Annotated in this window: 23 protein-coding genes; 8 read left to right on the top strand and 15 right to left on the bottom strand. The window is 66.1% G+C overall.

Going from position 1 to position 26,372, the window contains the following annotated elements:
* The first annotated feature begins 36 nt into the window (after positions 1-36).
* From KY496_RS21730 to KY496_RS21715, 4 genes are all read left to right on the top strand, one after another.
* Positions 37-669: a cohesin domain-containing protein gene (locus tag KY496_RS21730; protein ID WP_219862416.1), complete on the top strand. Its 633-nt coding sequence runs from the start codon at positions 37-39 to the stop codon at positions 667-669.
* Between the two features lie 33 nt (positions 670-702).
* A complete protein-coding gene (locus KY496_RS21725; RefSeq protein ID WP_219862415.1) occupies positions 703-954 on the top strand; it encodes a hypothetical protein in 252 nt (83 codons plus the stop codon).
* Between the two features lie 19 nt (positions 955-973).
* A complete protein-coding gene (locus KY496_RS21720; RefSeq protein ID WP_219862413.1) occupies positions 974-3,415 on the top strand; it encodes a hypothetical protein in 2,442 nt (813 codons plus the stop codon).
* 196 nt (positions 3,416-3,611) lie between these two features.
* On the top strand, positions 3,612-4,352 hold the full coding sequence (locus KY496_RS21715; protein WP_219862411.1) for an HAD family hydrolase: 741 nt from the start codon (positions 3,612-3,614) through the stop codon (positions 4,350-4,352).
* Here the strand turns inward: KY496_RS21715 and KY496_RS21710 are convergent.
* From KY496_RS21710 to KY496_RS21665, 10 genes are all read right to left on the bottom strand, one after another.
* Positions 4,301-4,768, bottom strand: a complete 468-nt coding sequence (locus tag KY496_RS21710) for a hypothetical protein (RefSeq protein WP_219862409.1) — start codon at positions 4,766-4,768, stop codon at positions 4,301-4,303. The two genes, KY496_RS21715 and KY496_RS21710, sit on opposite strands and share 52 nt — an antisense overlap.
* Positions 4,761-5,942, bottom strand: coding sequence for a glycosyltransferase (locus KY496_RS21705; RefSeq protein WP_219862407.1), 1,182 nt, complete (start codon positions 5,940-5,942; stop codon positions 4,761-4,763). Before KY496_RS21705 ends, KY496_RS21710 begins: the two co-directional genes overlap by 8 nt.
* Before the next feature lie 78 nt (positions 5,943-6,020).
* Positions 6,021-7,193, bottom strand: coding sequence for a glycosyltransferase family 4 protein (locus KY496_RS21700; protein WP_219862405.1), 1,173 nt, complete (start codon positions 7,191-7,193; stop codon positions 6,021-6,023).
* The gene (locus KY496_RS21695) at positions 7,193-8,404 is read right to left on the bottom strand and encodes a TIGR04063 family PEP-CTERM/XrtA system glycosyltransferase (RefSeq protein ID WP_219862403.1); all 1,212 of its coding nucleotides are present in this window, start codon (positions 8,402-8,404) and stop codon (positions 7,193-7,195) included. Before KY496_RS21695 ends, KY496_RS21700 begins: the two co-directional genes overlap by 1 nt.
* Before the next feature lie 21 nt (positions 8,405-8,425).
* Positions 8,426-9,706 carry a UDP-N-acetyl-D-mannosamine dehydrogenase gene (wecC, locus tag KY496_RS21690; RefSeq protein WP_219862401.1) on the bottom strand — a complete coding sequence of 427 codons (1,281 nt, stop codon included), beginning with the start codon at positions 9,704-9,706 and terminating at the stop codon, positions 8,426-8,428.
* A complete protein-coding gene (wecB, locus tag KY496_RS21685; protein ID WP_177185498.1) occupies positions 9,690-10,826 on the bottom strand; it encodes a non-hydrolyzing UDP-N-acetylglucosamine 2-epimerase in 1,137 nt (378 codons plus the stop codon). The genes wecC and wecB overlap by 17 nt, the downstream gene beginning before the upstream one ends.
* A 315-nt stretch (positions 10,827-11,141) precedes the next feature.
* Positions 11,142-12,968, bottom strand: coding sequence for a glycoside hydrolase family 15 protein (locus tag KY496_RS21680; RefSeq protein WP_219862400.1), 1,827 nt, complete (start codon positions 12,966-12,968; stop codon positions 11,142-11,144).
* Positions 12,965-13,753: a trehalose-phosphatase gene (otsB, locus tag KY496_RS21675; protein ID WP_219862398.1), complete on the bottom strand. Its 789-nt coding sequence runs from the start codon at positions 13,751-13,753 to the stop codon at positions 12,965-12,967. The genes KY496_RS21680 and otsB overlap by 4 nt, the downstream gene beginning before the upstream one ends.
* A complete protein-coding gene (locus KY496_RS21670) occupies positions 13,750-16,011 on the bottom strand; it encodes a trehalose-6-phosphate synthase (RefSeq protein ID WP_005662995.1) in 2,262 nt (753 codons plus the stop codon). Before KY496_RS21670 ends, otsB begins: the two co-directional genes overlap by 4 nt.
* Before the next feature lie 132 nt (positions 16,012-16,143).
* Complete coding sequence (locus KY496_RS21665; RefSeq protein WP_184238129.1) at positions 16,144-16,683, bottom strand: hypothetical protein; 540 nt, start codon at positions 16,681-16,683, stop codon at positions 16,144-16,146.
* A gap of 123 nt (positions 16,684-16,806) precedes the next feature.
* Between KY496_RS21665 and KY496_RS21660 the strand changes: the two genes are divergently transcribed.
* Together KY496_RS21660 and KY496_RS21655 are read left to right on the top strand one after the other, a co-directional pair.
* Complete coding sequence (locus KY496_RS21660; RefSeq protein ID WP_219862396.1) at positions 16,807-17,709, top strand: PEP-CTERM sorting domain-containing protein; 903 nt, start codon at positions 16,807-16,809, stop codon at positions 17,707-17,709.
* A gap of 429 nt (positions 17,710-18,138) precedes the next feature.
* Entirely contained in the window at positions 18,139-18,645 is a 507-nt protein-coding gene (locus KY496_RS21655; protein ID WP_005663003.1) for a host attachment protein, read from the top strand.
* A gap of 57 nt (positions 18,646-18,702) precedes the next feature.
* Here the strand turns inward: KY496_RS21655 and KY496_RS21650 are convergent, their stop codons facing one another.
* Positions 18,703-19,452 (bottom strand): SDR family NAD(P)-dependent oxidoreductase, encoded by a 750-nt coding sequence (locus KY496_RS21650; protein ID WP_005663005.1) that lies wholly within the window; start codon positions 19,450-19,452, stop codon positions 18,703-18,705.
* Between the two features lie 157 nt (positions 19,453-19,609).
* Between KY496_RS21650 and KY496_RS21645 the strand changes: the two genes are divergently transcribed.
* Together KY496_RS21645 and KY496_RS21640 are read left to right on the top strand one after the other, a co-directional pair.
* On the top strand, positions 19,610-20,515 hold the full coding sequence (locus KY496_RS21645; RefSeq protein ID WP_219862394.1) for a LysR family transcriptional regulator: 906 nt from the start codon (positions 19,610-19,612) through the stop codon (positions 20,513-20,515).
* Between the two features lie 45 nt (positions 20,516-20,560).
* On the top strand, positions 20,561-21,103 hold the full coding sequence (locus KY496_RS21640) for a hypothetical protein (protein ID WP_005663008.1): 543 nt from the start codon (positions 20,561-20,563) through the stop codon (positions 21,101-21,103).
* Here KY496_RS21640 and KY496_RS21635 read toward each other — a convergent pair.
* From KY496_RS21635 to KY496_RS21620, 4 genes are all read right to left on the bottom strand, one after another.
* The gene (locus KY496_RS21635) at positions 21,084-24,383 is read right to left on the bottom strand and encodes a DEAD/DEAH box helicase (RefSeq protein WP_219862392.1); all 3,300 of its coding nucleotides are present in this window, start codon (positions 24,381-24,383) and stop codon (positions 21,084-21,086) included. The genes KY496_RS21640 and KY496_RS21635 overlap by 20 nt on opposite strands.
* Positions 24,384-24,441: 58 nt before the next feature.
* Entirely contained in the window at positions 24,442-24,870 is a 429-nt protein-coding gene (locus KY496_RS21630) for a YgiW/YdeI family stress tolerance OB fold protein (RefSeq protein ID WP_219862391.1), read from the bottom strand.
* An 85-nt stretch (positions 24,871-24,955) separates the two neighbouring features.
* Complete coding sequence (locus KY496_RS21625) at positions 24,956-26,122, bottom strand: acyltransferase family protein (protein ID WP_219862388.1); 1,167 nt, start codon at positions 26,120-26,122, stop codon at positions 24,956-24,958.
* A 25-nt stretch (positions 26,123-26,147) separates the two neighbouring features.
* Positions 26,148-26,357, bottom strand: coding sequence for a hypothetical protein (locus KY496_RS21620; RefSeq protein WP_005663012.1), 210 nt, complete (start codon positions 26,355-26,357; stop codon positions 26,148-26,150).
* Positions 26,358-26,372 lie beyond the last annotated feature (15 nt).

Below are 26,372 nucleotides of genomic sequence, written 5' to 3'. Positions count from 1 at the left end.
AGCCTGCTTCCCTCATCTCACCAAGGACATTCGACCATGGCTTCGGTACTCCCAAGAATCATGCGCACGACCGCAGCACTACTGGTGTGCGCCGTCGCGCTCGCCGCCCCCGCCGGCGCCGCGGTCCTGACGACTTCGCTGTCGAGCGCCGCGGTCGCGGTGGGGCAGCAATTCTCCCTCGACGTCATGGTCGGCGACCTGGGGCCGGCCCAGGCCCTGGCCGCATTCGACCTCGACCTGGTATTCGATCCGGCGCTGGTTGCGCCGGTGAGTGCCGAGTTCGGCCACCACCTGGGCGAGGTCGATGCCGACCAGCTGACCCACGCACTCTTCGGCGCAGGCCGGGCGGACTTCGCGGCGGTATCGCTGCTGGATGACGCGGCCCTGATCGGCTTGCAGCCCGGGGTGTTCCCGCTCGCGCGACTGGTGTTTACGGCGCTCGCGCCTGGCGCCGTGTCGATCGACTTCGACCTGCTGGCGGCGCCGGGCCTGCTGCTCAGCGACGGATTCGGCGAGGCCATCGCCGTCAGCGCCGTCCACGGCGCCGTCGTCGACATCGGCACGGCCAACTCTGTCCCGGAGCCGTCCACGCTGGCCTTGCTCATGCTGGGCGCCATCCTGGCCCCCGGCCGCCGTCCATCGCCCCGCGGCCGCCGCGCCGCCCTGTGACGCGTGGCGCACCGGCTCGCCGCGGCCGCGCCCTTGCTGCTTCTGGTGGGCGTGCTGTACGCCCGCTGTTCCGGTAACGACAAGGCGCCCTTCGTGGTCATCGGGGTGCTGGCGCTGACTGCCGTCCTGGCCGTGGCGCTGCTGCTGCGCGCCCTCATGGAAGGGAGCCTGCACGCCTGGCGCAGCGCCGCGCTGGCGGCGCTGCCGCTGCTGTATGCGGCGGTCGCCATCGCGCTGGCGCGGCAGGGGTGGGTGGACCTGATGTCGTTTCTTGGTTTTCGATGAACCTCGCTCGGGAGATGGAATGCAATCTGCAAAACTGAAGCTGGCGGGCTTGGCGGTCCTGCTGGTCGGCGTCGTCGCCATTCCGGCGGCGATCGCCTTCAAGCCGACCCAGGAGTTCGGCCATGTCGGCATCGTCAGGGACGCGCTGACCCGGATCAGCGTCCCGGCGCCCGGTGGCAACACCTACCGGTTTTCCGAACGCGCCATCCTTGAAGTACGCGACAGCACGGCCGGCGTCGACGAGATCGTCTCCTCGCGCGGCGAGCTGTCGGTGCCCACCGCCCACTGCGACGATGAACTGCTGCCGGAATGTTCGCAGCGCATCATCGCGATCAAGAATGCGACGATCGGCCTGCTCGCCGCGCCGGAGCCGGATGGCGAAGGCGCGCGCCGCCAGGTCGGCCGGGCGCTGCACACGCTGCAGGATTTTTTCTCGCATAGCAACTGGATCAATATTTCCGGCGGCCAGCCGGGCCTGGGCACCACGGTGATCCCACGCCTGGCCCCCAGCCAGGACACCTGCGAGCGCGGCCTGTCGTCGATCGGCTCCGGCACCCTGGCCGCCTTTGGCCTGAGTTTCCCGACGACCGGCTATTTCAATCCCTTCCTGGCGCCGCCCGAAGGCAAGTGCAACCATGGACTGCTGCTCGACCCCGGCATCCACAAGGATGCGCCGGGCCGCGCCGGCCACGCGCCCGCGCGCGCCGCCGCGGTGGACGCGACCGAGAGCCTGATCCGCCAGATCCTCGCGGCGCCCGGCGTCGCGGGCAACGACAAGGCGATCCGCGCCTTCCTCGACGTGCGCGGCGCGGTCGGCTTCGTGGTCGACGATACCGGCAGCATGGGCGGCGTGATCGCCGGGGTCAAGTCGTCCATCGCCCGGATCGTCGAGACGGTGCGCACCAGCCCCAACCAGCCCGACCGCTACCTGCTGGTCAATTTCGGCGATCCCGAGGTCGGCGCCGCCTTTGTCACGGCCGACGCCGCGGCGCTGCTGGCGCGCGCCAATGCCCTGTCCGCCGCCGGCGGCGGCGACTGTCCGGAACTGTCCATGGCCGGCACGCTGCGCGCGGTCAACGCCGCGCCGAACGGCTCCCAGCTGTATGTCTTCACCGATGCCTCGGCCAAGGACGCCGCGCTGTCCGGCAACGTCGTCACCCAGGCCAACGCCAAGGACATCACCGTCACTTTCTTTACCTTCGGCTCGTGTTCGCCGATCGATCCGGCCTATTACGCCATTGCGGCCGAGACCGGCGGCCAGTTGTACGCGCTGCAGCGCACGGCCGAAGAAACCGAGAAAGTCTTCGGCCTGGTCATGCCCTACGTTAGCGCCAGCCCAAAATCCCTGCTGGCCGCCAAGGGCATGGTCGGCGGTGCGCGCAACCTGCAGTTCCCGGTCGACCGCACGCTGCGCAGCCTCCAGGTATCGGTCGCGGTCGACGCCGGTGCGAGCGCGCGCCTGTTCGATCCGGCCGGCCGCGAGGTGGTCGGCGGCACCGCGGGCGTGACGATCACCCCCCTGACGGGTGGCAAGCTGATCGCCCTGACGGCGCCCGCCGCCGGCAACTGGCGGCTGGCGCTGGCCGGCGTCGGCAACTACGACGTCTCGGTGTCGGGCGACAGCCCCCTGGAACTGAACCGGTTCGAGTTCGTCGAAACGCGCGGACGCGAAGGCCACGAAGGCCTGTACCCGATCAAGAGCCAGCCGCTCGCACGCGCCACCCAGCAGGCGCGCGCGACGGTGCTCGGCGCATTCAATACCGCGCAATTCGCGCTGGTGAACGAGGCCGGCGACACCATCGCCCCGCTGCCCGCCACGCGCCGCGCCGGAGAGACCATGCCCGACGAGTTCCTGGCCGACTTCGTGCTGCCCACGCAGCCGTTCCGCGTCATGGTGAGCGGCCGCCTGGCCACGGGAGACTCGTTCCAGCGCATCCATCCGCCGCTGTTCCTGGGCCGGACCGTCAAGGTCGAGACGCTGGGCGGCGGCTTCGGCGCCTTCAGTCCGGGACAAAGCTACGCGGTGCGCTTCCGCGTGACGAATCTGGGCGCCCAGGACACCTTCGCCGTGAACGCCACCGACGAACGCGGATTCGTCCAGGATTACCCGCGCAGCCTCGTGCTGGGACCGAACGGGTCCGCCTTCGTCGACGTGCGGATCGCCATCCCCGCCGCCACGCCGGTGGGCACGACCAATGCCGTCTCGCTGGCGGTCACGGGAGCGTCGTCGGCCAATGGCACGGTGTTCACGCAGGTCGTGCGCGCCGCGACACTGGCGGGCGATGTCGATGGCGACGGCGACGTCGACCGTGACGATGCCCAGCTGGTGTTCGTGGCGCGCAACCAGTCCGCTTCCGGCGACGCCGACCCGCGCGACATGGACCGCGACGGCCGCGTGACCGTGCTGGATGCGCGCAAGGTCAGCCTGGCCTGCACCCGTCCATCGTGCGCACGGCAATAGCAACGCGAATGGCCGCGGCGATCAGCGCCGCGGCGCGCCGTTGAGCTGGCGCCCGTGCCTGTGTCCGGAAAACATCGGCCCGCCGTTTTCCCCCGGTTGTCACACGCCTGTCATGACGCGGGCGGATGATGGTCAACAGTGAGCTCCGGCACGTGTTCACGCCGGACCGGCCAACGCTACCGGATGCGAAGACATCATGTACAAAAGCGACAAGAAGCTCTTGATCCTCGATGCGGACGGCACCACCATCGATGCCTTCTCCGCCATCGAAGCGGCTTTCTCCCACCATGGGCTGGTGATCGGCGACGAAACCCGCTTCCAGAAGCGGCACAAGCTGCTCAAGTACATGGGCGGGCTGAAGGAATTCCCGTCGATCGTCCGCAAGAACCTGCGCAAGAACAGCCGCGCCCAGCTGATCGACACCCTCACCGGCATCTACCGGCAAGAAGCCCGGCTGTACGACGGCATTGCCGACCTGATCCGCGAACTGATCGCCGCGCCCGACATCACGGTCGGCATCGTCACGCGCAACGTCACGATCGAACCGCTGGAAACCCTGCGCCAGCTATTCCTGCGCCACGACATCGACATCGCCGAACTCGACTTCCTGGTCCACATTCCCCTCAAGGACACCAAGACCGCCCAGTTCCGCGCCACGCGCGAACAGTTCGGCGTCAACCCGGCGCGCGCCTTCATCTGCGGCGACGAACACAAGGATTTCATGGCGGCGATCAGCACCGGCATGCACCCGTTCATGGTCTCCTACGGCTTCGAATGCCACGACCGGCTGACGACCAGGTTCGAGATCCCGCACGAGCTGATCTCGCGCAGCTCGGCCGAGCTGTGCTGCCGGATCCGGCACGCGCTCGACCTGGGCGTGCTGGCTCAGGCGCCGTACCAGAACAGCAGCAGGCTGATGGCGCCGAATAGCCAGTAGTCGACCGGCGCGCCGAACGCCCAGTGCTTATGCCAGGGCACGAATTCCTGCTTGAAGCGGCGCCAGCCGAAGGCCGGATTGATGACGAACCACAGGTAGTCCTCGACGATCCAGAACAGCATGATCGAGGCCGCGGCGCAGGCTTCCAGCTTCCATGACCACTGCCCCATGAAGAATAGCGGGAAGTGGAAGATCAGGCCGATGAAGGCGAACATCCACAGGTGGTAGCCGGTCAGCGCGCGCCCGCCCATGAAGATGTCGAGCAGCGGATGCTGCTCGATGCGCCAGGTCGGCAGGTTCGCCGCCCACCCGGCTTCGCCTTCGATTTCCACCTCCACCCGCGCGAACAGGTAGGCCGCCACCAGCACCGCACCCACCATCGATACGACCCTGCCGCCCTCCGACAATTCAAGCATAAGCCTCTTCACTCTTGCGTTCGCACTGCATCAACACGGTTTCCAGCACCTGCATCGCGGCGTGCGGCCGGCCCAGCGCCCGCGCGCGGGCCGCCATGGCCTGCAGCCGTTCGGGATGCGCCAGCAGATGGCGCACCCGGTATTCGAGGGTGATCAGGTCGGATGCCTTGAGCGCCACCCCCTGCTCGAGCAGGTAGTTGGCGTTGTGTTCTTCCTGCCCCGGGATCGGCGCGTTCAGGATCATCGGCAGTCCCATCGCCAGGCACTCGGCGCTGGTGGCGCCGCCCGGTTTCGTCACCACCAGGTCGGCGCAGGCCATCAGGCGCTCGACCCGGTCGGTGAATCCTTGCGGCGCCAGCCGGCCCGGATAGCGCACCGCCAGCCGCTGCAGGGCCGCCAGCGCGGCCGCGTTCTTGCCGGCCAGGGCGATCAGCTGGAAGTCGCCGGGAATGCTCAAGAGTTTTTCCGCCACCCGGCTCAAGCCGCCCAGCCCCGCGCCGCCGCCCATCAGCAGCAAGGTCGTCACGGCCGGGTCGAGGCCGAGTTCACGCGCGCATTCGTCGCGCCCGAGTGGCCTGGAGAACGCCGGCATGGTCGGAATGCCGGCCACATGGACCGCATGCGCCGGGATGCCCTGCTCGCGCATCCGGAACGCCACCTCGTCGTTGGCGGCGAAATAGCCGGCGACGTGCGGGTGGATCCACATGCGGTGCAGGTCGAAGTCGGTCACCTGGACCCACACCGGGCAGGCCGGCTTGCCGGCCGCGATCTGCTGCGACAGGATCTCGGCCGGCTGAAAGTGCGTGCAAACGATGGCGTCCGGCGCCAGCGCGGCGATTTCGGCGGCCAGCAGGCGGCAATCGCGCCGCTCGACCCAGCGCCGCAGGCGGTTGAGCCAGCCGTCCGGATTGGCCTCGTCGGTCAGCCGGTACACGTGGCGCCACAGGCCGGGCGCGCGGCCGATCAGGAAAAGATAAAAGTCGGTGTAGACCTTGCGCAGGCGCGGCGCGGCGAAGGCCATCGCATCCAGGTGGATCACCTTGACGCCGGCATGGTCGGCGGCCGCGCGGGAACGGATGGCCTCGGCGACCCGGGTATGGCCGGCGCCGGCGGGCACGCTGAGCAAGAGGATTTTTTTCCCAGCAATGCCTTGTTGAAAATCGCCCTGCCTCATGCACACGCCCCTCGGGTCACGGTATGCAGGCGAATGTAATCGCGAAATATGACCCGCCCATGACGGCGGGGTGCACCATTACGCCAGGGCCAGCGACTCGCCCCGCTTGAGGATGGAGCGGAACAGCCGCAGCTGGCCGGCCGTGGTGTCGTCCCAGCTGAAGCGCTCCGCGTAGCGGCGCACGGCGGCGCGGTCGGGGTAGTTGGCGCGCAGGCGGTTGACGGCTTCGGCCACGCCTTCGGAGGTACGCTCGTTCATCAGCACACCCGCTTCCGGCGCCGCCACGACTTCGGGCGTGCCATACACGCGGCTGGCCACGACAGGCGTGCCGCAAGCCATCGATTCGAGCAGCACATTGGCCCAGCCCTCGCGGCTGGACGACAGCACCATCGCGTCGGCCTTGCCGTACTGGACGCGCAGCTCCTGCTGCGAGACGGCGCCCAGGAAGGTGACGCGGTCCTCGAGTTTCAGCTCGCGCGTCAGATTCTCGAGCATGCCCCGGTTCGGGCCTTCGCCGGCGATCACCAGGCGCACGCCGGGCAACATGGGCAAGGCGCCGATGCTCAGTTCCTGGGCCTTGACCGGCACCAGGTGGCCCACCGTCACCAGGGTGAACGGTGTTTCTTCGCGCTGCTCGGGCGGGCGGAACAGCTCCAGGTCGACGCCATTGCGCAGCGCGACCACGCGCGCCGGATCGATGCCCAGGCCAATCACCTCGTCGCGCAGCGCATTGGCCACCGTGATGATGCCGTCGGCGCGGCTGGCGGCCCAGTGGATCATCCTGCGCGGCAGCGGAAATTTAGGGAACAGCGTGATGTCCGAGCCACGCGCCGTGATCACGAACGGCTTGTTGAAGTAGCGCGCCAGCATGGCCGCCGCCACGCCGTCCGGATAAAAATAATGGGCGTCGATCAGGTCGAAATCGTAGCCCTCGTCGATCATGCGCGCGATCGTGCCCTTGGCCGACTGGAACAGCAGCGCCGGCGCCACATTCATGCCGATCTTGGGCACCACCAGGTAAGGCGGATGCTCGACCTGGATGCCGTGGCGGACCTCGCGGCGCGGCACCCTGGCCTGGCGCGCATACTGTCCGAACCTCGGGTTCTTCGACGGGAACCACGGCGCCGGCGCCACCACGCGCGCCTCGACCTGGCCGCTGGCGACCAGGTGGCGCAGCCGGGTTTCGACAAAAATGCCGTGGCCGGGCTTTTCGCTGTTCGGAAACAGCGTGCTGAACGTCAGGATCTTCATCAGGCCGCGGCTCCCGTCAGGCGGCCGTAGATGCTCTTGTAGCGGCCGACGCTGGCTTTCCAGTTGCGCTCGCTCTCCACGAACTCGCGGCCGGCCGCGCGCAGGGCGGGCCATTCGGCCTGGGCGTCGATCAGGCCGCCGACCTTGACGGCCAGCGCCTGCGGATCGTCGGCCTTGAACAGCACGCCGGTCTTGCCGTCGACGATCAGCTCCTGGTGGCCGCCCACGTCGGACGCCGCCAGCACCCGGCCCTGGGCCATCGCCTCGAGCGGCTTGAGCGGCGTGACCAGGTCGGTCAGGCGCATCGACAGGCGCGGGTAGACCAGCACGTCCAGCAAGTCGTAGTACATCTGCACCTGCTCGTGCGGCACGCGGCCCGTGAACACCACCTTGTCGACGATGTTCAAATCCCTGGCCAGCTGGCGCAGGCGCGCATCTTCCGGGCCGCCGCCGACCAGCAGCACGCGCAGGTCGGGCCGCTCGGCGGTGAGCGCCGGCACCGCGCGCAGCAGGATGTCCAGGCCCTCGTAGGCATAGAAGGAGCCGATAAAGCCGATCAGGCGCGCGCCTTGCAGGCCGAGCTTGGTCTTGAGGTCCTGGTCGGCCACGCCGCCGACGGCGAACTTGTCGATGTCGACCGCGTTCGGGATCACCGTGATCTTGTCGGCCGGGATGCCGCGCGCCACGATGTCGCGGCGCAGGCCTTCGCAGATGGTGGTGACGGCGTCGGCCTGCCTGAGCGCATGGGTTTCCAGCGCGCGCGTCAGGCGGTAGCGCAGGCCGCCCTCGGTCGAGGTGCCGTGGTCGACCGCGGCGTCTTCCCAGAAGGCGCGCACCTCGTACACCACGGGGATGCCGAATTTTTTACCGGCCTTGAGCGCCGCGATCGCATTGAGCGACGGCGAGTGGGCGTGCAGCACGTCCGGCTTGATCTGCGGGATGATCTCGGACAGGCGGCGCACCAGGCCGTCGATCACCTGCTTCTGGTTCAGCACCGGCAGCTTGGCCAGCGCGCCGGCGGCGCTTGGGGTGCGGTAGAAATGCAGGCCGTCCACCGTTTCCTCGCGCATGTCGCCCGAGTTCTGCTTGGAGCCCGTCACGTGGAAGGTCTCCCAGCCCAGCGCGCGCTGTTCGCGCAGGATCGATCGGGTGCGGAAGGTGTAGCCGCTGTGCAGCGGAATCGAATGATCCAGGACGTGGAGAACACGCATGACGGAATCCTTTTACGAGCGTTAGCGGCCGGTGGCGCTGAGGTAGCCGCAGGTGTCGATGATCACCTTGTCGGCGAACAGCGACTCCTTGAGCGCCAGGAACGGCTTGTGATTGACCAGCATGACGACGATCTGCGAACGCGCCAGCGCATCCTGCGGCGTGCGCAGCTCGCCCTTGTCGAGGCTGGCCGGCAGCGCCGAGATGTTCGGCTCGACCACGATCACGCGGCTGCTGTGCGTTTTCGCGATCTCGGCGGCGATGTCGAGCGCCGGGCTTTCGCGCAGGTCGTCGATGTCGGGCTTGAAGGCCAGGCCGAAGCAGGCGATGGTGACGTCGGATTCCTTGCGCTCCGGGTTCGCGGCCAGGTATTTCTCGACTTCTTCCCGCACCTTGTCCAGCACCCAGTGCGGCTTGTAGTCGTTGACTTCGCGTGCCGCCTTGATCAGCTTGGCCTGTTCCGGCGCGCTGTGCACGATGAACCACGGGTCGACCGCGATGCAGTGGCCGCCCACGCCCGGTCCCGGACGCAGCACGTTCACGCGCGGATGGCGGTTGGCCAGCGCGATCAGTTCCCACACGTCGATGCCGAGCTTGCCGCAGATGACGGACAGTTCGTTGGCGAAGGCGATGTTCACGTCGCGGAACGAGTTCTCGGTGAGCTTGCACATCTCGGCCGTGCGCGAGTTGGTCTCGATGCACTCGCCCTGCACGAAGGTCTGGTACAGCGCGATGGCGCGCTCGGAGCAGGCCTTGGTGATGCCGCCGATGATGCGGTCGTTCGACACCAGCTCGTGGATCACCTTGCCCGGCAACACGCGCTCGGGGCAGTAGGCCAGGTTGATGTCGGCTTCGTCGTTCGGGCCCAGCGGAATCTTGAGGTCGGGGCGCTCTTCGGCCAGCCATTTGGCCAGGCTTTCGGTGGTGCCCACCGGCGAGGTCGATTCGAGGATGACCAGGTCGCCCTTCTTGAGCACCGGCGCGATCGAGCGCGCCGCCGCTTCGACGTAGGTGACGTCGGGTTCGTGGTTGCCGCGGAACGGCGTCGGCACGGCGATCAGGAAGGCGTCGGCCGGCTGCACGGTGGTGGACGCCTTCAGGTAGCCCTGGTTGACGGCCGCGGCGACGATCATGTCCAGGTCGGGTTCGACGATGTGGGTCTGGCCGCTGTTGATGGTGTCGACCGCATCCTGGTTGATATCGACGCCGATGACGTTCTTCTTGCGGGACGCGAACATTGCAGCGGTTGGGAGACCGATGTAACCCAGACCGATCATCGAGATAGTATCAAAGGTGCTGCTCATGTTTTTCTCTTAAAAAGTTAAGGATGCGGGTCGCGGCGGTGCCGTCGCCGTAGGGATTGGTGGCCGAACTCATGCGCTCGTATTCGGCCGGGTCTTGCAGCAGCGTGCGGATGCCGCCGACGATGGAATCGATGCCGGTGCCGACCAGGCGCACGGTGCCGGCCGCCACGGCTTCGGGACGTTCGGTGGTGTCGCGCATCACCAGGACCGGCTTGCCGAGCGATGGCGCCTCTTCCTGGATGCCGCCGGAGTCGGTCAGCAGGATCGCCGCGCGGTTCATCAGGTAGACGAAAGGCAGGTAGCTCACCGGATCGATCAGGTGCACGTTCGGGTTGCCCTTCAGGATACGTTGCACCGGTTCCTGCACGTTGGGATTCAGGTGCACCGGATACAGCACCTCGACGTCCGGCATGCGGCTCACTTCATCCAGCGCGCGGCAGATGTTCTCGAAGCCGTCGCCGAAATTCTCGCGCCGGTGACCGGTCACCAGGATCAGCTTCTTCTTGCTGTCGAGGAAATCGAACTGCGCTTCCATCTCGCGCTTGAGCTGGGTGTCGGTTTCCAGGCGACGGACGACGTCCAGCAAGGCATCCACCACGGTATTGCCGGTGACGCAGATATTCGCGGCCGGCACGCCTTCATTGAGCAGATTCTGGCGCGCGTGCTCGGTCGGGGCGAAATGCAGGCTGGCGATCACGCCGGTCAGGCAGCGATTGACCTCCTCGGGCCAGGGCGAGTAGATATTCCCGGTACGCAGGCCCGCTTCCACGTGGCCGACCGGTATCCGCTCGTAATACGCGGCGAGGCTGGTCGCAAAGGTCGTGGTAGTATCGCCGTGAACAAAAACGACATCCGGGCGCCACTCGCGCAACACGCCGCGCATGCCTGTCAGTACCTTCGAGGTGATATCGGAAAGGTCCTGGCCCGGGGTCATCAGGTTCAGATCGAAATCGGGGGTGAGCGAAAACAGGCTCAATACCTGGTCCAGCATTTGCCGGTGCTGGGCGGTCACGCAGACCTTGACGTCGACGTCGGGCGATTCGGACAGTACGCGCACCACGGAAGCCATTTTGATTGCTTCCGGTCGCGTCCCGAAAACGGTGAGAACTTTAATAGTCATCTGATTGATTGCTGTCGTGAGACGATCGGAGGCGGCAAACGCCCGTGCCCATACTGATAGGATGTCAACGGCGTTATGTTTCCTGATGGATAATTTTTTGACCAGGAAATTATACATCAAGCAATCTGATGCGAATTTCAATCGTGCGTTCCTATCGGAAAGCTTCATACCCCCTTTTCGCCCCACCGGATGCGGCCTCCAGGCGTAAATACACCTGCGATACTAACGCATCCGTTGGAAATAAAATAATTAATTTTTGTGGTCAATAGCACAACGATACAGCAGCTGTGCCATTAACAACTTGACCACGCTGCGCTAGACGACGCTATTCCACGATTTCGACAAGCGCATCGCGCAGTTGATCAGACCAACCATCGAATACGTCTGCGGGAAGTTGCCCCACATCTCGCCGGTGACCGGATGGGTGTCTTCCGACAGCAACCCCAGATGGTTGCGCGCCGCCAGCATGGCCTCGAACACCTCACGCGCTTCCTCGGTCCGGCCGATCCGCGCCAGCGCGTCGATGCGCCAGAAGGTGCAGATATTGAAGGCGGTCTCGGGCACGCCGAAATCGTCCGGCGCTTCGTAGCGGCGCATATACGGGCCGTCGCACAGCGATTTCTCCAGCGCGTCGACGGTGGCGACGAAGCGCGGATCTTTGGGGTCGATGAAATTGATCTCGGCCATCAGCAGCACGCTGGCATCGAGGTCGCGTCCGCCCAGGCTTTCGGCGAAGGCCTGGCGCTCTTCGCTCCAGGCTTCTTCCAGCAGCCGATTGCGGATCAGTTCGGCGCGCTCGGCCCAGAAGGCGGCGCGCTCCGGCAGCTCCAGCACGTCGGCGATCTTGGCCAGGCGGTCGCAGGCGGCCCAGTTCATCAGCACCGACGAGGTGTGCACGCGGGCGCGGGTGCGCAGTTCCCACATGCCGGCGTCGGGCTCGGCCCACACGCGGAAGGCTTGCTCGCCCACCGCCTCCAGCAGACGGAATTCGGCATGGCCGGCGCGGCGGAACAGGCGGTGATCGAAGAAGGCCTGGGCCGCGCCGAGCACGATATTGCCGTACACATCGTGCTGGAAGTGTTCTTGCGCCTGGTTGCCGATGCGCACCGGACGGTGGTTGCGGTAGCCCGGCAGGTGTTCGACGATCGATTCGGGCAACTGTTCCTCGAGGCCGATGCCGTACAGCGGCTGGATGTGGCCGCCCTTGGCGCGCGCCACCACATTGCTCAGCCAGCGCAGGTAGTCTTCCATGGTCCCGACCTCGGACAGGCTGTTCAGGGCCCGGATCACGAAGAAGGCGTCGCGCAGCCAGCAGAAGCGGTAGTCCCAGTTGCGCTCGCTGCCCGGCGCTTCCGGGACGCTGGTGGTCATGGCGGCGATGATGGCGCCGGTGTCCTCGAACAGCGACAGTTTGAGCGTGATCGCTGCCCGGATCACGACGTCCTGCCATTCGAGCGGCAAGGCCAGGCGGCGCGTCCAGGTGCGCCAGTAGCCGATCGTCTCCTTCTCGAAGCGGTGGGCGGTGTCGTCGATGCCGTCGGCCAGGGTTTCGTCCGGCCCCAGCATGAAATTCACCGGCCGGTCGAGCAGGAAGAACGATTCGGCCAGCACATAGCTGAGCGAAGTGTCGGTATTCAGGCGCAGCGTCTGGTCCGGCCCGATGTAGCGGATATGGTGGCTGCCCTGGGTGATCTCGGGCTGCCTGGCGCCGTACTCGAAACGCGGCCGCAGCTTTACGCGCACGCGCACGCCGGCGCCGAGCGGTTTCACGCGCCGGACCAGCATCAGCGGACGGAACATGCGGTCGCGGCTCAGGAAGCGCGGCGCGAAATCCGTGATCTCGATGCCGTTGCCGGCGCCGTCATACAGGCAGGTGCGCAGCACCGCCGTGTTCGGTTCATAGTGCTGCTCGCTGCGCACGACGTCCTCGAGCTCGATGCTCCACAGGCTGCCGTTCTCGCTCGGGTCGAGCAAGGCGTTGAATACCGGATCGCCGTCGAAGCGCGGCAGACAGGACCACACCACGCGGCCCATGCGGTCGATCATGGCGCTGAAGGCGCAATTGCCGACCACGCCGCAATCGAGGGAGCCTGGCGCGTCGTTCACTGCGGTCGACGAGCACTGCTGGGAAACATCGTTCATGCTGAATCCTTTCCTATGGTTGACGTGGCGGCGGCATGCGCCAGCGCATCGCGCACGGCCTGGCTCGATGCGATGCGACAGCTGGCCGCCGTCGGCCCCGGCCCGACCTTGAGCCCGATGCCGCCGACGCGCTGCACGTGATCGAAGCCCGCTTCGTCGGTGGTGTCGTCGCCGATGAACAGCGGCTGAGCGCCGAGGAACGGCGCCTCGGCCAGGAAGTCGCAAATCGCCGTGCCCTTGCTGACGCCGGCCGCCTTGATCTCGACGATCATCTTGCCTTCCATGAGCAGCAGGCCCGGGCTGCTGCGCACCGCGTCCGCCATGGTCTCGACGCACAGCGCCTGCAGTTCCGGCGCCTGGCGATAGTGCAGCGCCAGCGCGCCATGCTTTTCCTCGACCCACAGGCCGGGATGGCGCGCCGCCAGCGCCTGCGCCTGGGTGCGCACTGCCGTAAAGTCCGGCGCGGGCAGCTGGCGCAGCACGCCGTCGGCGCCGCGCCGCTCCATGCCGTGCACGCCGGCGGCCGGCAGCACCAGGGGCGCCAGCAGCCGGTCGAGTTCGGCGACCGGGCGGCCGGAGACAATGGCCAGCCGGCCGTCCAGCCGCTGTTGCAGCGCCGCCAGCGATGTCAATAGTTCGGGCGTCACGACCACCTGGTCCGGGCGCGGCGCGATGTCCACCAGCGTGCCGTCGAAATCGAGGAACAGCGCGCAATCGGGCGCGGCAAGCAGGTCCAGCGCCGCCTGTTCGTTGGTCAGGATGGTCGCATTCATATGTCCAGTCATGCGTCCCCCTTGCGTACCCGGTTCTGGCTGAGCGAATTGATCCTGGAGCGCACGCGCTCGCGCTGGCGCAGGCGGGCCGCGTCCTGCAGCATGCGGCCGGCCCAGCGGTAGACGTTGAAGTCGCGCACCCGCACGCGCATGCTGCGCATGCGCTCGCGTTGCTCGTCCTGCGGCATGCGCAGCGCGCGGTACAGCGCCTCGGCGCCCTCTTCGATGTGATACGGGTTGACGATCAGCGCCTCGTGCAGCTCGCGCGCGGCGCCGGTGAACTGGCTCAGGATCAACACGCCCTGTTCGTCGTCGCGGGCGGCGATGAATTCCTTCGCCACCAGGTTCATGCCATCGTGCAGGCTGGTCACGCTGCACACCTCGGAAGCGCGGAAATAAGTGCGCAATTGTGCTTGTTCATGGTGTTCGGTCTTGAGGATGATGGGCAGGTAGCTGCCGCTGGAAAAGCGCTGGTTGATGCGCTGGGCCAGCGCGCGCACCCGCGCTTCGAAGTTCTGGTATTCGTCGAGCGAGGAGCGGGTGGGCGCCGCGATCTGCACGAAGGTGAATTTGCCGACCATTTCCGGATGCAGCTCGAGCATGCGCTCGACCGCCTGGAAGCGCTCGACGATGCCCTTGGTGTAATCGAGGCGGTCGACGCCGATGCCCAGCAGCTGGTCGGCCGGGAGCGCCAGCGCCTGGCGGATCTCGGCGCGGCAGGCCGCCACGTCGCACTCGCCTGGCACGGGCTCGGGCCAGGCGATCGAGATCGGGTATGGCTTCACCTGGGTCAGCTCGTTGCCGTAGCTGACCGTCGAGGCCTCGTTCTCGATGCGGGTCTCGAGATAGCGGTCCACGGTGTCGAGGAAGTTCTTGCGGTGGAACGGCGTGTGGAAGCCGAGGATCGTGCTGCCCAGCATGCCGTCGAGGATTTCCTCACGCCATGGGCAGATGCCGAACGATTCCGGATTCGGCCAGGGGATGTGCCAGAAGGTGATGATGGTGGCCTTCGGCAGCACCGCGCGCACCATCCGCGGCAGCAGCGCGAAGTGGTAATCCTGCACCAGCACCACCGGGTTGTCGGAACGCGCCTCCGCGATCACGGCGTCGGCGAAGCGCTGGTTGACCCTGACGTATTCGGCCCAGTCGGACGAGCGGAACACCGGCCGCACGTGGGCGATATGGCACAGCGGCCACAGGCCCTCGTTGGCGAAGCCGTAGTAATAACCCTGCTCTTCTTCCTTCGACAGCCAGACCCGGCGCAAGGTATAGCTCGGGTTCTCGGGCGGCACGCGCACATGGTCGTTGGCGTCGACCGTGGCGCGGTCGGCCGAGCCGGCGCCGTGCGCGATCCAGGTGCCGGAGCAGGCGCGCATCACCGCTTCGACCGCCGTCACCAGGCCGCTGGCCGGACGTTGCACCTTGACGCCATTGGATGTGTTGACGTGGATGTAGGGCTCGCGATTCGATACCACCAGGATCTCGTCGCCCGCCAGGTCCTGGTTCAGCAAGGTCTTGAGCGTGTCGGCGCCCCAGGTCTGGGATTCGACGCCGCTGCCCTGCAGGTCGCGGTTGTATTCGTTGAGCAGTGCCCGCAGTTCGCTGGCCAGCGGCGCGATTTCCGGCGGCATGTCCTTCGATGCGCGCGGCGACAGCTCGCCGCGCAGCATCTCGCGCACGCCGTTGAGCCAGCCGTGCCAGCTCAGGTGCGCGATCAGCACGGTGATCAGGGAGATGGCGCCCGCCAGCACGACGAACAGGCCGACGATGTATTTTTTGGTGTCTTCGCTGCGCCGCTCGATGAAGCTCATGTCCTGCACCAGGATCAGGCGGCCGGCGGAAACGCCGTCCTGGGTCAGCTCACGGCTCGAGACATGGACCGGCCCGCGCGGCAGGCGCACGACCGGATTGGCGTCCTCGCCCTCCGCGGCATTGGCGCCCTGGCGGCAGCCGAGGGACTCCGGGTAGGTATCGGTCTTGTAGCGGAGGGTTCCGTCGGGATCGCAGAAGGCGAGCGCATACAGGCGCTCGTCCTGGATCGCACGGCTGAACGCGTCGTTGATGCGCGCGGAATCATTGTCCTCAAGGTAGTTGAGCAGCGGCTGTTGCAGCGTGCTCGATACCAGCTGGGAACGCGTATCGAGATCCCGTACGAACCAGCGTACGGTGAGATTTTCCATCCATGGAATCGCGAAATAACCGAACAGCGCCAGCACCAGGGCCAGCGGGACGATGAAGCGCATGGATAGTTGTACCGATCTGAACCGCATGAAGCTCCTTCAAGATGGGACGACGTCGCCGACCATTTGAGTATAGCCATTTGCAAATTATCACGTCGCAACGTTGCGCACTGCAACATACGGCAGACCGGTAGACGGGGGCGCTCATGGCGCCCCTGCGGTTCAGCCCGGCACCCGCTGCAGCACGAACTCGGCGCGCGGTTTGGCGTGACGCTCCAAGCGATAGGTCAGGGTCTTGCCATCTTCACTGAGGGTGACGGTCCAGACGTTCGTTTCCGCGCCGGGGACGAGGTCGGCGGTGTACTTGTCGGCCAGGAAAGCCTGGGAACGCGCGGTGCCGCCTTCTTTCGCCATGCCGCCGTACATGGTGACCTTGTCCGGCGTGCCGTCCGCATGGCGGTGATCGTGGCGCAATTCCAGCCCTGCCTGCGGGCGGGTGAAGATCCAGGTGCGCGACCGGTCTTCGCCGACCTGCACCGGCATGCGGATCTCCGTTGGGCTGCAATGGACCTGGGTCGAGATCTTCTTGCCGGCGAATTCATTGTTCGGGTCGACCGCATACGATTGCGCACCTTCGAAGCGCTGGTCGCACATGCCCTGCAGCGTCGCCATGAACTGATCGCGCGAGTCGCTCGGGGCCGGGGTGGCGGCGCAGCCGGCGATCAGGGTGGCGGCGGCAATGACGGGAAGGATGGCTTTCATTGGATTCCGGTTATTATTGAACGAATAGCAAGAGTAACACGGCAGGGCTTGCAAAAATCCTGCTTGCTTCCTCGCTTATATTCCTTGCACACTGACATCTCCCACATGCAAGATAGGATCACGATGCCCGTTTCCCTTACCGTGCGCCGCACCGGCGCCCTGCTTTTCGCCTTCTGCGCAATGAGTCTTTCCCCGCTGGCCTGCGCCACCACCATCCTCTTCGTCGGCAACAGTTTTACCTACGGCGCCGGCGCGCCGGCGGTCAATGGCTTCCGCCCGCACACGGTGAGCGACCTGAACGGCACGAAGATCGGCGGCGTGCCGGCGCTGTTCAAGGCGATGACGGAGCAGGCGGGACTGGACTACGAGGTGAGCCTGGAAACGGAAGGCGGTGCCGGCCTCGATTTCCACTACAAGCACCGCCACGGCCTCATCGTGAAACCGTGGGATATCGTGCTGCTGCAAGGGTATAGCACGCTGGACCAGGACGCGCCCGGCGACCCCGCCAAGCTGATCCATTACAGCGGCCTGCTGGCCCAGGCATTCCACCAGCAAAATCCGCAGGTCGACGTCCGCCTGACCGCGACCTGGTCGCGCGCCGACCAGACCTGGCTGCCGAGCGGCGTCTGGTACGGCAAGCCGATCCGGCAGATGGCGCTGGACGTGCGCCGCGGCCATGACGCGGCCCATGCCGCTTCGCGCTTCATCAGCGGCGTGATTCCGGTCGGCGAAGCATGGAACCGCGCGATCGCCAGCGGCGTGGCCGCCGCCAATCCCTATCACGGCATACCCGCCGGCCAGGTCAACCTATGGGGAGACGACGCCTATCATGGCAGCGCCCATGGCTATTATCTGGAAGCGCTGACCATCTTCGGCAGCATCACTGGACGCGATCCGCGCTCGCTCGGCGCCGGCGATGCGATCGCGCGCGAGATCGGCATCGACGCGCGCACCGCCGCCGCCCTGCAAGACATCGCGGCGGAACAGCTGGCTTCCGAGAAAGTCCTGGAACCGGCACTGCCCTGACGTTTGCCACGGCCCATACACCGGATACACAAAAGAGAACGCCACCTGGACGGTGGCGTTTTCTTTTGTGCGACCAACATGCGTCAGCCGAAAATGAAGTACAGGATAACGAGCACGACAGCAGGAATACCCAGCAGCCAACCGATGAAATACTTACCCATGATGAACTCCTTCCAATGCTTGTTGACGATGGATTCATGATGCCGCGCACGAACAGTACGGTCGGTTAGCTACAGCACGCCCGAAGGAAATTGATTTCGCGCCTGTTTCGATGGCGCAAGTCACGCACGCCAGAGAAGGCGGTGCGCCGAGCATTTTCACGTAGGGCTATACTGAATCATCACTTGTCGCCATGCAGAAGTCCTGGCTCAACATTATCGGGACGATGTAGCGGGCGATTGCCATCACACCATTTTTACAGGGGGTAATATGCCAACAACCTGGACGATCGCAGCCAATGCCGGCCGTGCACGCATCTTTTCCGACGCCGATAACGCGGCATCCTTGCAAGAGGTCGAAGACCTGGTCAATCCGGCCGCGCAACAGCGCGAGCTGGACATCGTCACCGACAAGATGAGCCCGCGTTCCGCGCAGAACAGCGGCCACAATATCGGCGGCGGACAAGGCGGCGGATTCCAGCATGCCGCGCCTGCCGGCGCGCAAGGCAACGATTACCAGCCGGCCGTCACGCCGACCGAGCACGAGACGCAGAAATTCGCCAAGGATGTGTCGAACTACCTGCAGCAGGCACACCAGGCCGGCCGCTTCGAACAGCTGGTGGTATCGGCGTCGCCCGAATTCCTGGGCGTGCTTCGCTCGACCATCGACCCGCAGCTCAAATCGCTGATCAAGCGCGAAGTCAACAAGGACTACACGCGTTCGAACGGCCAGGAATTGCGCGCGCAGCTCGACGCGCACCAGGACAAGTCGGCGTAAGCAGTCGCCGCGCCGGACGTAAGGCCCGCCCCGGTGGCGGGCCTTTTGCATGGCGCCTCAGACCTGGACCATGCCGCCGTCGACGAACAACTCGATGCCGTTGATGTAGCTGGCGGCGTTCGAGGCCAGGAAGGTCACGGCCTTGCCGATTTCTTCCGGCTCGCCCAGGCGCCCCATCGGCACTTGCGCGGCCAGGTGGTCGAACAGGCCCTGGCGGCCGGCGTCGTCGACCAGCCCGCCCAGGCCCGGGGTGCGGATCGGACCGGGACTGATGACGTTCACGCGGATGCCGCGCTCCTTCAAGTCCATCGCCCACGAGCGGGCGAAGTTGCGCACCGCCGCCTTGCTGGCGCTGTAGACGCTGAAGCCCGCGGTGCCCTGCACCGAAGTCGTCGACGCGGTCAGGACGATCGCGCCGCCGTCGACCAGCAGCGGCAGCGCCTTCTGCACGGTGAACAGCAGGCCGCGCACATTGGTCGCGAAGATGCGGTCGAAGTGCTCTTCGGTGATGGCGCCGAGCGGCATCATGTCGCCGCCGCCGGCATTGGCGAACAGGATGTCGAGACGCCCCGCGTCGCGCGCGATCTGCGCATACACCTTGTCGAGGTCGGCCAGGCTCGACGCATCGGCGCGGATGCCGGTGGCGGCCGGGCCGATCGCCTCGACCGCGGCGTCCAGCTCGTTCTGGCGACGGCCGGTGACGTAGACGCGCGCGCCCTGGGCCGCGAATTCGCGCGCCGTCGCCAGCCCGATGCCCGTGGTGCCGCCGGTGACGAGGGCGATCTTGCCGTTCAGTTGGGTGTTCATGGTATGTCCTTTCAGTAGTCGGGGTCCGTTGTGTGCCTGTCGCGTCGCGAAGGCATGGATGAACTTTAACGACCGCTCGTTTATTGATAAATCCTGAAAAGTGAAATACATTATTTACACACGTAGATAATGGGATCTCTTTTCGGGAAGGACACTCTTGGACCAGTTACTCGCCCTGCGCGCCTTCGGCCGCGTGGTGGAAGCCGGCAGCTTCACCCGCGCCGCCGATTCGCTGAACATGCCGAACGCCACCTTGAGCAAGCTGGTGCGCGAACTGGAAACGCACCTCGGTGTGCGGCTGCTGCAGCGGACCACGCGCCGCGTCACGGTCACGCCGGAGGGACGCGACTACTACGAGAAGACAGGGCGCATCCTGGCCGACCTGGAAGAGATCGACACCTCCTTCGATATCGCCCGCGGCAAGCCGCGTGGCCAGCTACGCATCGACATCGGCTCGTCGACGGCCAGTGACGTGCTGCTGCCGGCGCTGCCCGAGTTCCTGGCGCGCTATCCCGACATCCGCATCGAGCTCGGCGTCTCTGACCGGGCCGCGGACCTGATCGCCGACAACGTCGACTGCGTCATCCGCGGCGGCGCGCTGAACGACTCGTCCTTGGTGGCGCGCAGCATCGGCCGGGCCACGATGGTCACCTGCGCGGCGCCGTCCTACCTGAAGCAGTTCGGCACGCCGGCCTATCCGGACGAGCTGAAAAACGGCCATCGCCTGGTCAGCTATGTCCTGACCACGAATGGCCGCGCCCTGCCGTTCAGGTTCGCGCGCGGCGGCGAGAGCGTGGAAATCAAGGTGGAGCACCGGGTCGGCATCAATGAAAGCAATGCGCACCTGGCCGCCGCCGTGGCCGGACTGGGCATCGTCCAGACCTTCAGCTATTGCGCCGGCAAGCACCTGCGGGATGGATCGCTGGTCGAGATCCTGGCCGACTGGCGCCCGGCCGGCTTTCCGTTCCATGTGGTGTACCCGCAGAGCCGCCACCTGACGCAGCGCCTGCGCGTGTTCATCGACTGGCTGACGGAGCGCTTCCCGCAGCGTGTCAGTGGATGAGCGTCCGCGGTTGCCCATGGTGATGCCCTGCGGTACGCTTGCCGCATGCACATCAGTGAACAACCCACCCACACGCTCGAGCTACGCGTGCGCGAACTGCAGCAGCTGTTCAATTCGCTCGATCCGGCGCCATTCCTGAACAAGGACCTCGACCACGCCTGCGAGGCCTACATCGAGAACTGGGCGCTGTCGCTGCCGCCGGCCAGCCTCCTGCACCTGAACATCCACGTCGAGCAGTTGCCGCCAGTGGGACAGGCTGGCGACATGGTCGCGGACGCGATCCATAACTACTACGGCTACAAGGTGGAACTGGTGCGCGGCGAGCTGAAGCAACTGCTGCGCCAGGGCCGCATCAGCCTGGCGATCGGGGTGGCCTTCGTCGTCAGCTGCCTGTTGCTGGCGGCAGCCATCGAGACGTTTTCCAGCGGTCACTTCGCCAGGATCGCGCGCGAGAGCCTGACCATCATCGGCTGGGTGGCGATGTGGCGGCCGGCCCAGATCTTCCTGTACGACTGGTGGCCGCTGACCGGGCGCATCAAGGTGTTCGAGAACCTGCGCTTCGCGCGCGTCAGCGTGGTGCAGGACTAGCATCCAGGGAGAAAATGGCGCGCAAGTCGTCCGCCTGCAGACCCGGCGCCAGTTCGGTCTCTTCCTCATTGCTCAGCACCGCATCGGCCAGCTCACCCTTGCGCCACTGCAGCTCCTGGATTTTTTCTTCCAGCGTGCCGCGCGCGATCAGCTTGTAGACGAAGACCGGCTGCTGCTGGCCGATGCGCCAGGCGCGGTCGGTGGCCTGGTTCTCGGTGGCCGGGTTCCACCAGGGGTCGTAATGGATGACGGTGTCGGCCGCCGTCAGGTTGAGCCCTACCCCGCCGGCCTTCAGGCTGATCAGGAACACCCCGACCTGCCCCTGCTGGAAGGCGGCGACCGGGGCGGCGCGGTCGAGCGTGCTGCCGGTGAGCTCGACGAAATCGGCGCCCCGCTCGCGCAGGGCCGCGCCGATCAGGGACAACATGCTGGTAAATTGCGAGAACACCAGCACCTTGCGGCCTTCGCTGATCAAGGTACCGAGCAGCTCCATCAGGGTGTCCAGCTTGGCCGAGCCGTTCGCGCTCATTGGTTCGATCAGGCGCGGATCGCAGCACACCTGGCGCAGCTTGAGCAGGGCCTCGAGGATCACGATGTGGCTGCGCGCCAGGCCCTTGCGGTCGATCTCGGAGCGCACCTTGCGGTCCATCGCCACCCGCACTGTCTCGTACAGGTCGCGCTGCGCGCTGCCCAGCTCGACCGGCAGCACGATTTCGGTCTTGGGCGGCAGCTCGGTGGCCACCTTGTCCTTGGTCCGGCGCAGCATGAAGGGTTTCACGCGCCGCGCCAGGAAATCCTTGCGCTGCACGTCGCCGCCCTGCTCGATCGGCCTGCGGTAATCGGCCTTGAACGATCGCTCGTCGCCCAGCAGGCCCGGCATCAGGAAGTTGAACTGCGACCACAGTTCGCCCAGGTGGTTCTGCACCGGCGTGCCGGTCAGGCACAGGCGATGGCGCGCGTCGAGCAGGCGTGCGGCCTGGGCCGCCTTGGTGCGGCTGTTCTTGATGTACTGCGCCTCATCCAGGATCAAGAGGTGGTAGCGGTGCCGGCGCAGCGCGTCTTCGTCGCGGCCCAGCAGGGCATAGGTGGTCAGCACCAGGTCGTGCTCGCCGATGGCGTCGAACTGCGCGGCGCGCTCCTTGCCGTGCAGGAGCAGCACCCGCAGGCCGGGCGCGAAGCGCGCCGCCTCGGCCTGCCAGTTCGGCATCAGGCTGGTCGGCGCCACGACCAGGGCCGGCGCATCGAGGCGCCCGGCCTCTTTCTCGAGCAGGATGTGGGCCAGGGTCTGGACGGTTTTTCCCAGCCCCATGTCGTCGGCCAGGATGCCGCCGAAGCCGTATTCGCGCAGGAACTGCAGCCAGGCCAGGCCGCCCAGCTGGTAGGGCCGCAAGGACGCCTGCAAGCCCGCGGGCGGCGCGACCGCCTGGATGCCGCCGAAACTGTCGAGCTTGCGGCCCAGCTCGCGCAGGCGCTCGCCACCGATCCAGCGCAGCCGCGCGGCGCGCTCCAGTTCGGCCAGGCGCGCGGCATCCATGGCCGGCAGGCGCACTCCATTGCCCAGGCGCTCGCCGAAGTACAGCTCGCCCAAGGTGGTCAGGATCGGTTTGACGCGACCCCACGGCAGGGCGACGCGCTCGAAGGTGTCCAGCTCGACCAGCAGGTGTTCCTCGTCGCCGCGCGCGGCCAGCGCCGCCGGGGTGAAGTCGCGCGGCGCGGCGCGCACCATCTGCACCAGCAGGGGCAACACGGCATGGCGCTCGCCGCCGACGACGATGCCCAGCTCGAGCGAGAACCAGCCATTGCCGCCCTCGCCTTCTTCGTCGAGCTCCGCATACCAGTCGTCGACTTCGGCCAGGTCGTAGCGGTAGTTGCCATCGAAATCGATCTCCCATCCGGCCGCACGCAGGCGTGGGATATCACGACGTGCGAAAGCGACCCAGGCCGCTTCGTCGTCCAGTTGCAGCGCATCGGGCAAGTCGGCCAGCGGGGAACCGGCTGGCGGCGCGCGGAAACCTAGATCGGCCAGCATGGCGGCTGCCTCCGCTTCGGCGGCGAAATCGCGCTCGATGAGCTGGACGACGCCATCCTCCACCGTGCGCAGGACCGGCTCGTCCACACCGTCCGTGCTGCAGCCGTCGTACTCGAAATAAGGAATCGCGTAGTCATGCCAGATCAGGTCCCGGCCCGGGTCGGTATATCCGCTGTCGAGGAGCAGGCAGGGGATGGGGACGATGTCGCTGCGGCGCCGCGTCTCGATTGCCTGTGGCAGCGGCACCAAACGGTCCAGGCCGAGATCGGCAAGGCGCAAGGCCATGCCGGCGCGCTGCTCGGGGTGCAGCGCGGGCGCCTCGGCCGCCACGCTCACCAGCAAGGCCGGAGGAAATTGCGCGAGCGACGGCGGCAAGGCCAGCTCGCCGAGCATGTCATCCTCGAGGTAGTACGGCGGGTCGGTCGGCAGCACCGCATCTGGCGCGCCGGCATCGTCGAACTGCCAGCCCAATGTCACGGCATCGCCGAATTGTTCGGCGGATCGCCAGCACAGGCTCGCTTGGCGCCGCGGCCCGGGCCGCATGAGATAGACCCTTCCCCGCCGCATGTCGTCGTCCGACCAGCCAAACAGCAGCCTTCCCGCGCTACACAAGCGCCCAAGCAACTGCGCGCCGATCGGCCCCGATGGCGCGGCGCCGCTGGCGACCACCCGGCCTGCCTTCAACGCCACGAACAGCCGCAGGAATTCCTCTTCGCCAGGCAATGCCGGGGAGCCGATCATTGCATGAATATCGTTGATCGGGAGGGTGGTGGAAATATCGCCGTTCTTGCGCCGGCGCGCGAGGCGCACGTGCAGACGCGGCGCGCCCGTGGCCGGGTCGGGCGCCAGCACCCAGGCCAGGTCCGATTCGGAGGCGCCGCCGGAAGATCCGTCCACGGTGGCCGGCAAGCTCGCCAGCTGCTGCAACCAGCGCTCGGACAGCGCGGCTACCGCTTGCGGCGACCTGGCAGCCGCCACCGCATCCAGGTCCGCCAGCAGCACGGCAACCACATGCTTGCAGTTATAGCTCATGGGACAGCTGCAACTGCCCTGGAAGCCGATGCCGCCCCGCTCAGCGCGGAAACGGATGGTCTGGCGGTACAGCTCGTTGCCACTGCCGCTGACTTCGCCGACGAGCCGGTCGCCGTCGCGGCGCGCCATCCGCACCTTGCCCTTGCGCGCGACATCTTCCCCGCGCTGCAGGGTGCCGGTGTCGAAGTTGCGCGTCAGGTCGGCGTGATCGTAGTACATGGGCGGCGTGGCGTGGCGGTCAAACCGCCATTATCGCCCACGCCTGCCGCATGGGGACTCAGTTGCTCACGACCTTGATCTGCTCGACGTCCAGCGTCGATTCGCCGAACATCTCCTTGTCGAACTCGCCGGTCAGCTCGACCAGGGTGTTGTGGTCGACCGTCACGCCCTGCGGGAAGCGGTCGGCGTCGATCTCGACGGTGATCTTGCCGCTGGCGTCGGTGAACTCATAGTCCTCGTCGCCCTTGTGGCTGGTCAGCTTGCCTTTCAGGCGCACGTACTGGTCGTCCTTGCCCTTGGCCAGCAAGTCTTTCGCCGTCATCAGCGGGGCGCCGGACGGGCCGGTATAGCCCGATGGCGCCGGCTTGGCGGCCGGTGCGGCGACTGCCGCGGGAGCGGCGGCAGGCGCGGCGCCATTCTGGGCGACGGCGACGGCCGAACCGGCGAACAATGCGGCGATGCAAGAGAATTGGAAGAAGCGTTTCATGGTCGGTCCTTTGTCTGGTCTGTTGGGTTCGCCTGCGTCCTGGGCAGGCACAGGCGCATTACAACGGCCGGACATTAAACCGATCTTAAGAGGCCTGGAGACGCTGGCGTTTGCCATTGAGCAGCACCCCGATGAAGGTGTTACGCACGAACAGGTGATAGGTCAGCAGGCAGGCGACTGTCGTGACGATGAGGTTCAGCGTCATCTTGGCGAGGGCGCCCAGCGGCAAGCTGTATACCATGGCGCCGAAGCCGATCGTTCCCAGCATGTGCATCAGAAATACCCAGTACGAACTCTCGGACACATAACGCAGCAAGCGGTTCTGGTTCGACACATAGCGCAAGAACAGGCCGATCAGCGCGAAGCTCCACAGCCAACTGGCCAGGTTGTAGAAAAAGGCGATCCACATCTCGACGTTGGGCACAGTCCCGGGCCTGGTGACGAAGGCGATAAACAGGCCGAGTACGCCTGTGAATACGACACCGCCGGCAATCGCGTTGCGCCAGCCACTGCCTATGAGCCGTGGGAACAGCGCATCCTGGTGCCGATGTGCGAGCAATCCGAACACGAAGAACAGGCCGTTGTGCACGACCTCAGTCGCTTGCGGGATGAAAGAGCCGCTGGAAGCGAGCATGCCGGCCCGGTAGCCTGCGCCGACGGCTGCCAGCGGAACCGTAAGCACCAGGGCGCCACACCAATGCGTGGTCAGCGCTGTGAAGACACGGTCGACCAGGCCTTGCAGTCCGGCGGGCGCCTTGGCCCACAGCGGCGCCAGCGCCGCGGTCAGCACGCAGAACCAGATCAGATAATAGATGAACCACATATGCATCGTGTTGAACGGTGTCGCGCCGGCGCTCTTGTTCGCCAGCAGCCGCAGATCGATGCCGACCGTCCCGCGCGCCATGATGTGCAAGTAGACGAGCATCAGGACGGTGGTGCAGATGATCAGGATCGGCCAGAAGATCGCGAACGGCAGCAGCAGCCGCCGCATGCGGTGCCTGAGCATGCCCAGCGCCCCACGGCGCGCGACAAGGAATGCGACGAAGAAGCCGGCCAGGATGAAGAACACTGGCATCCGAAAGGCGTGGATGAACATCAGGACGAAGTCGGCCAGCGGTGTTGTCTGCGAATCGCGCCATGGCAGGGGCGATTGACCGGTCGTATGGTTGAGGGCGACGTGGAGAACGATGCCAAGCCACATCATGATTGCGCGAAGATTGTCGAACGCGTGCAGCCGGCCAGGTTGGTCCATGGTCGCTTTCAGTGGTTTTCCCTGCTCAGGATGCGTCGTCCTGGCGCTCCTCTTTACGCATCAATAATCCGATGCGTTTCTTCTTCTTTTTCACGACGACAGCCTGCTCCTGCGCCGGCTTGGTGGCCGGCGGCGGGGCGACCGGCAATGGAAAGCCCAGGAAAGCCATGACGAAAAAGATCGGCAGAAGAACGTAAAACAGGGGCCGCTTCCAGTTCAGTTTCTGTTTTAGCATGCCCCGCACATAATG

It is taken from the genome of Massilia sp. NP310 (genome assembly GCF_019443485.1).
GTDB lineage: Bacteria > Pseudomonadota > Gammaproteobacteria > Burkholderiales > Burkholderiaceae_D > Telluria > Telluria timonae.
Note: the sequence above shows the minus strand (reverse complement) of the source record. Positions and strands in the feature narration are given on the sequence as shown.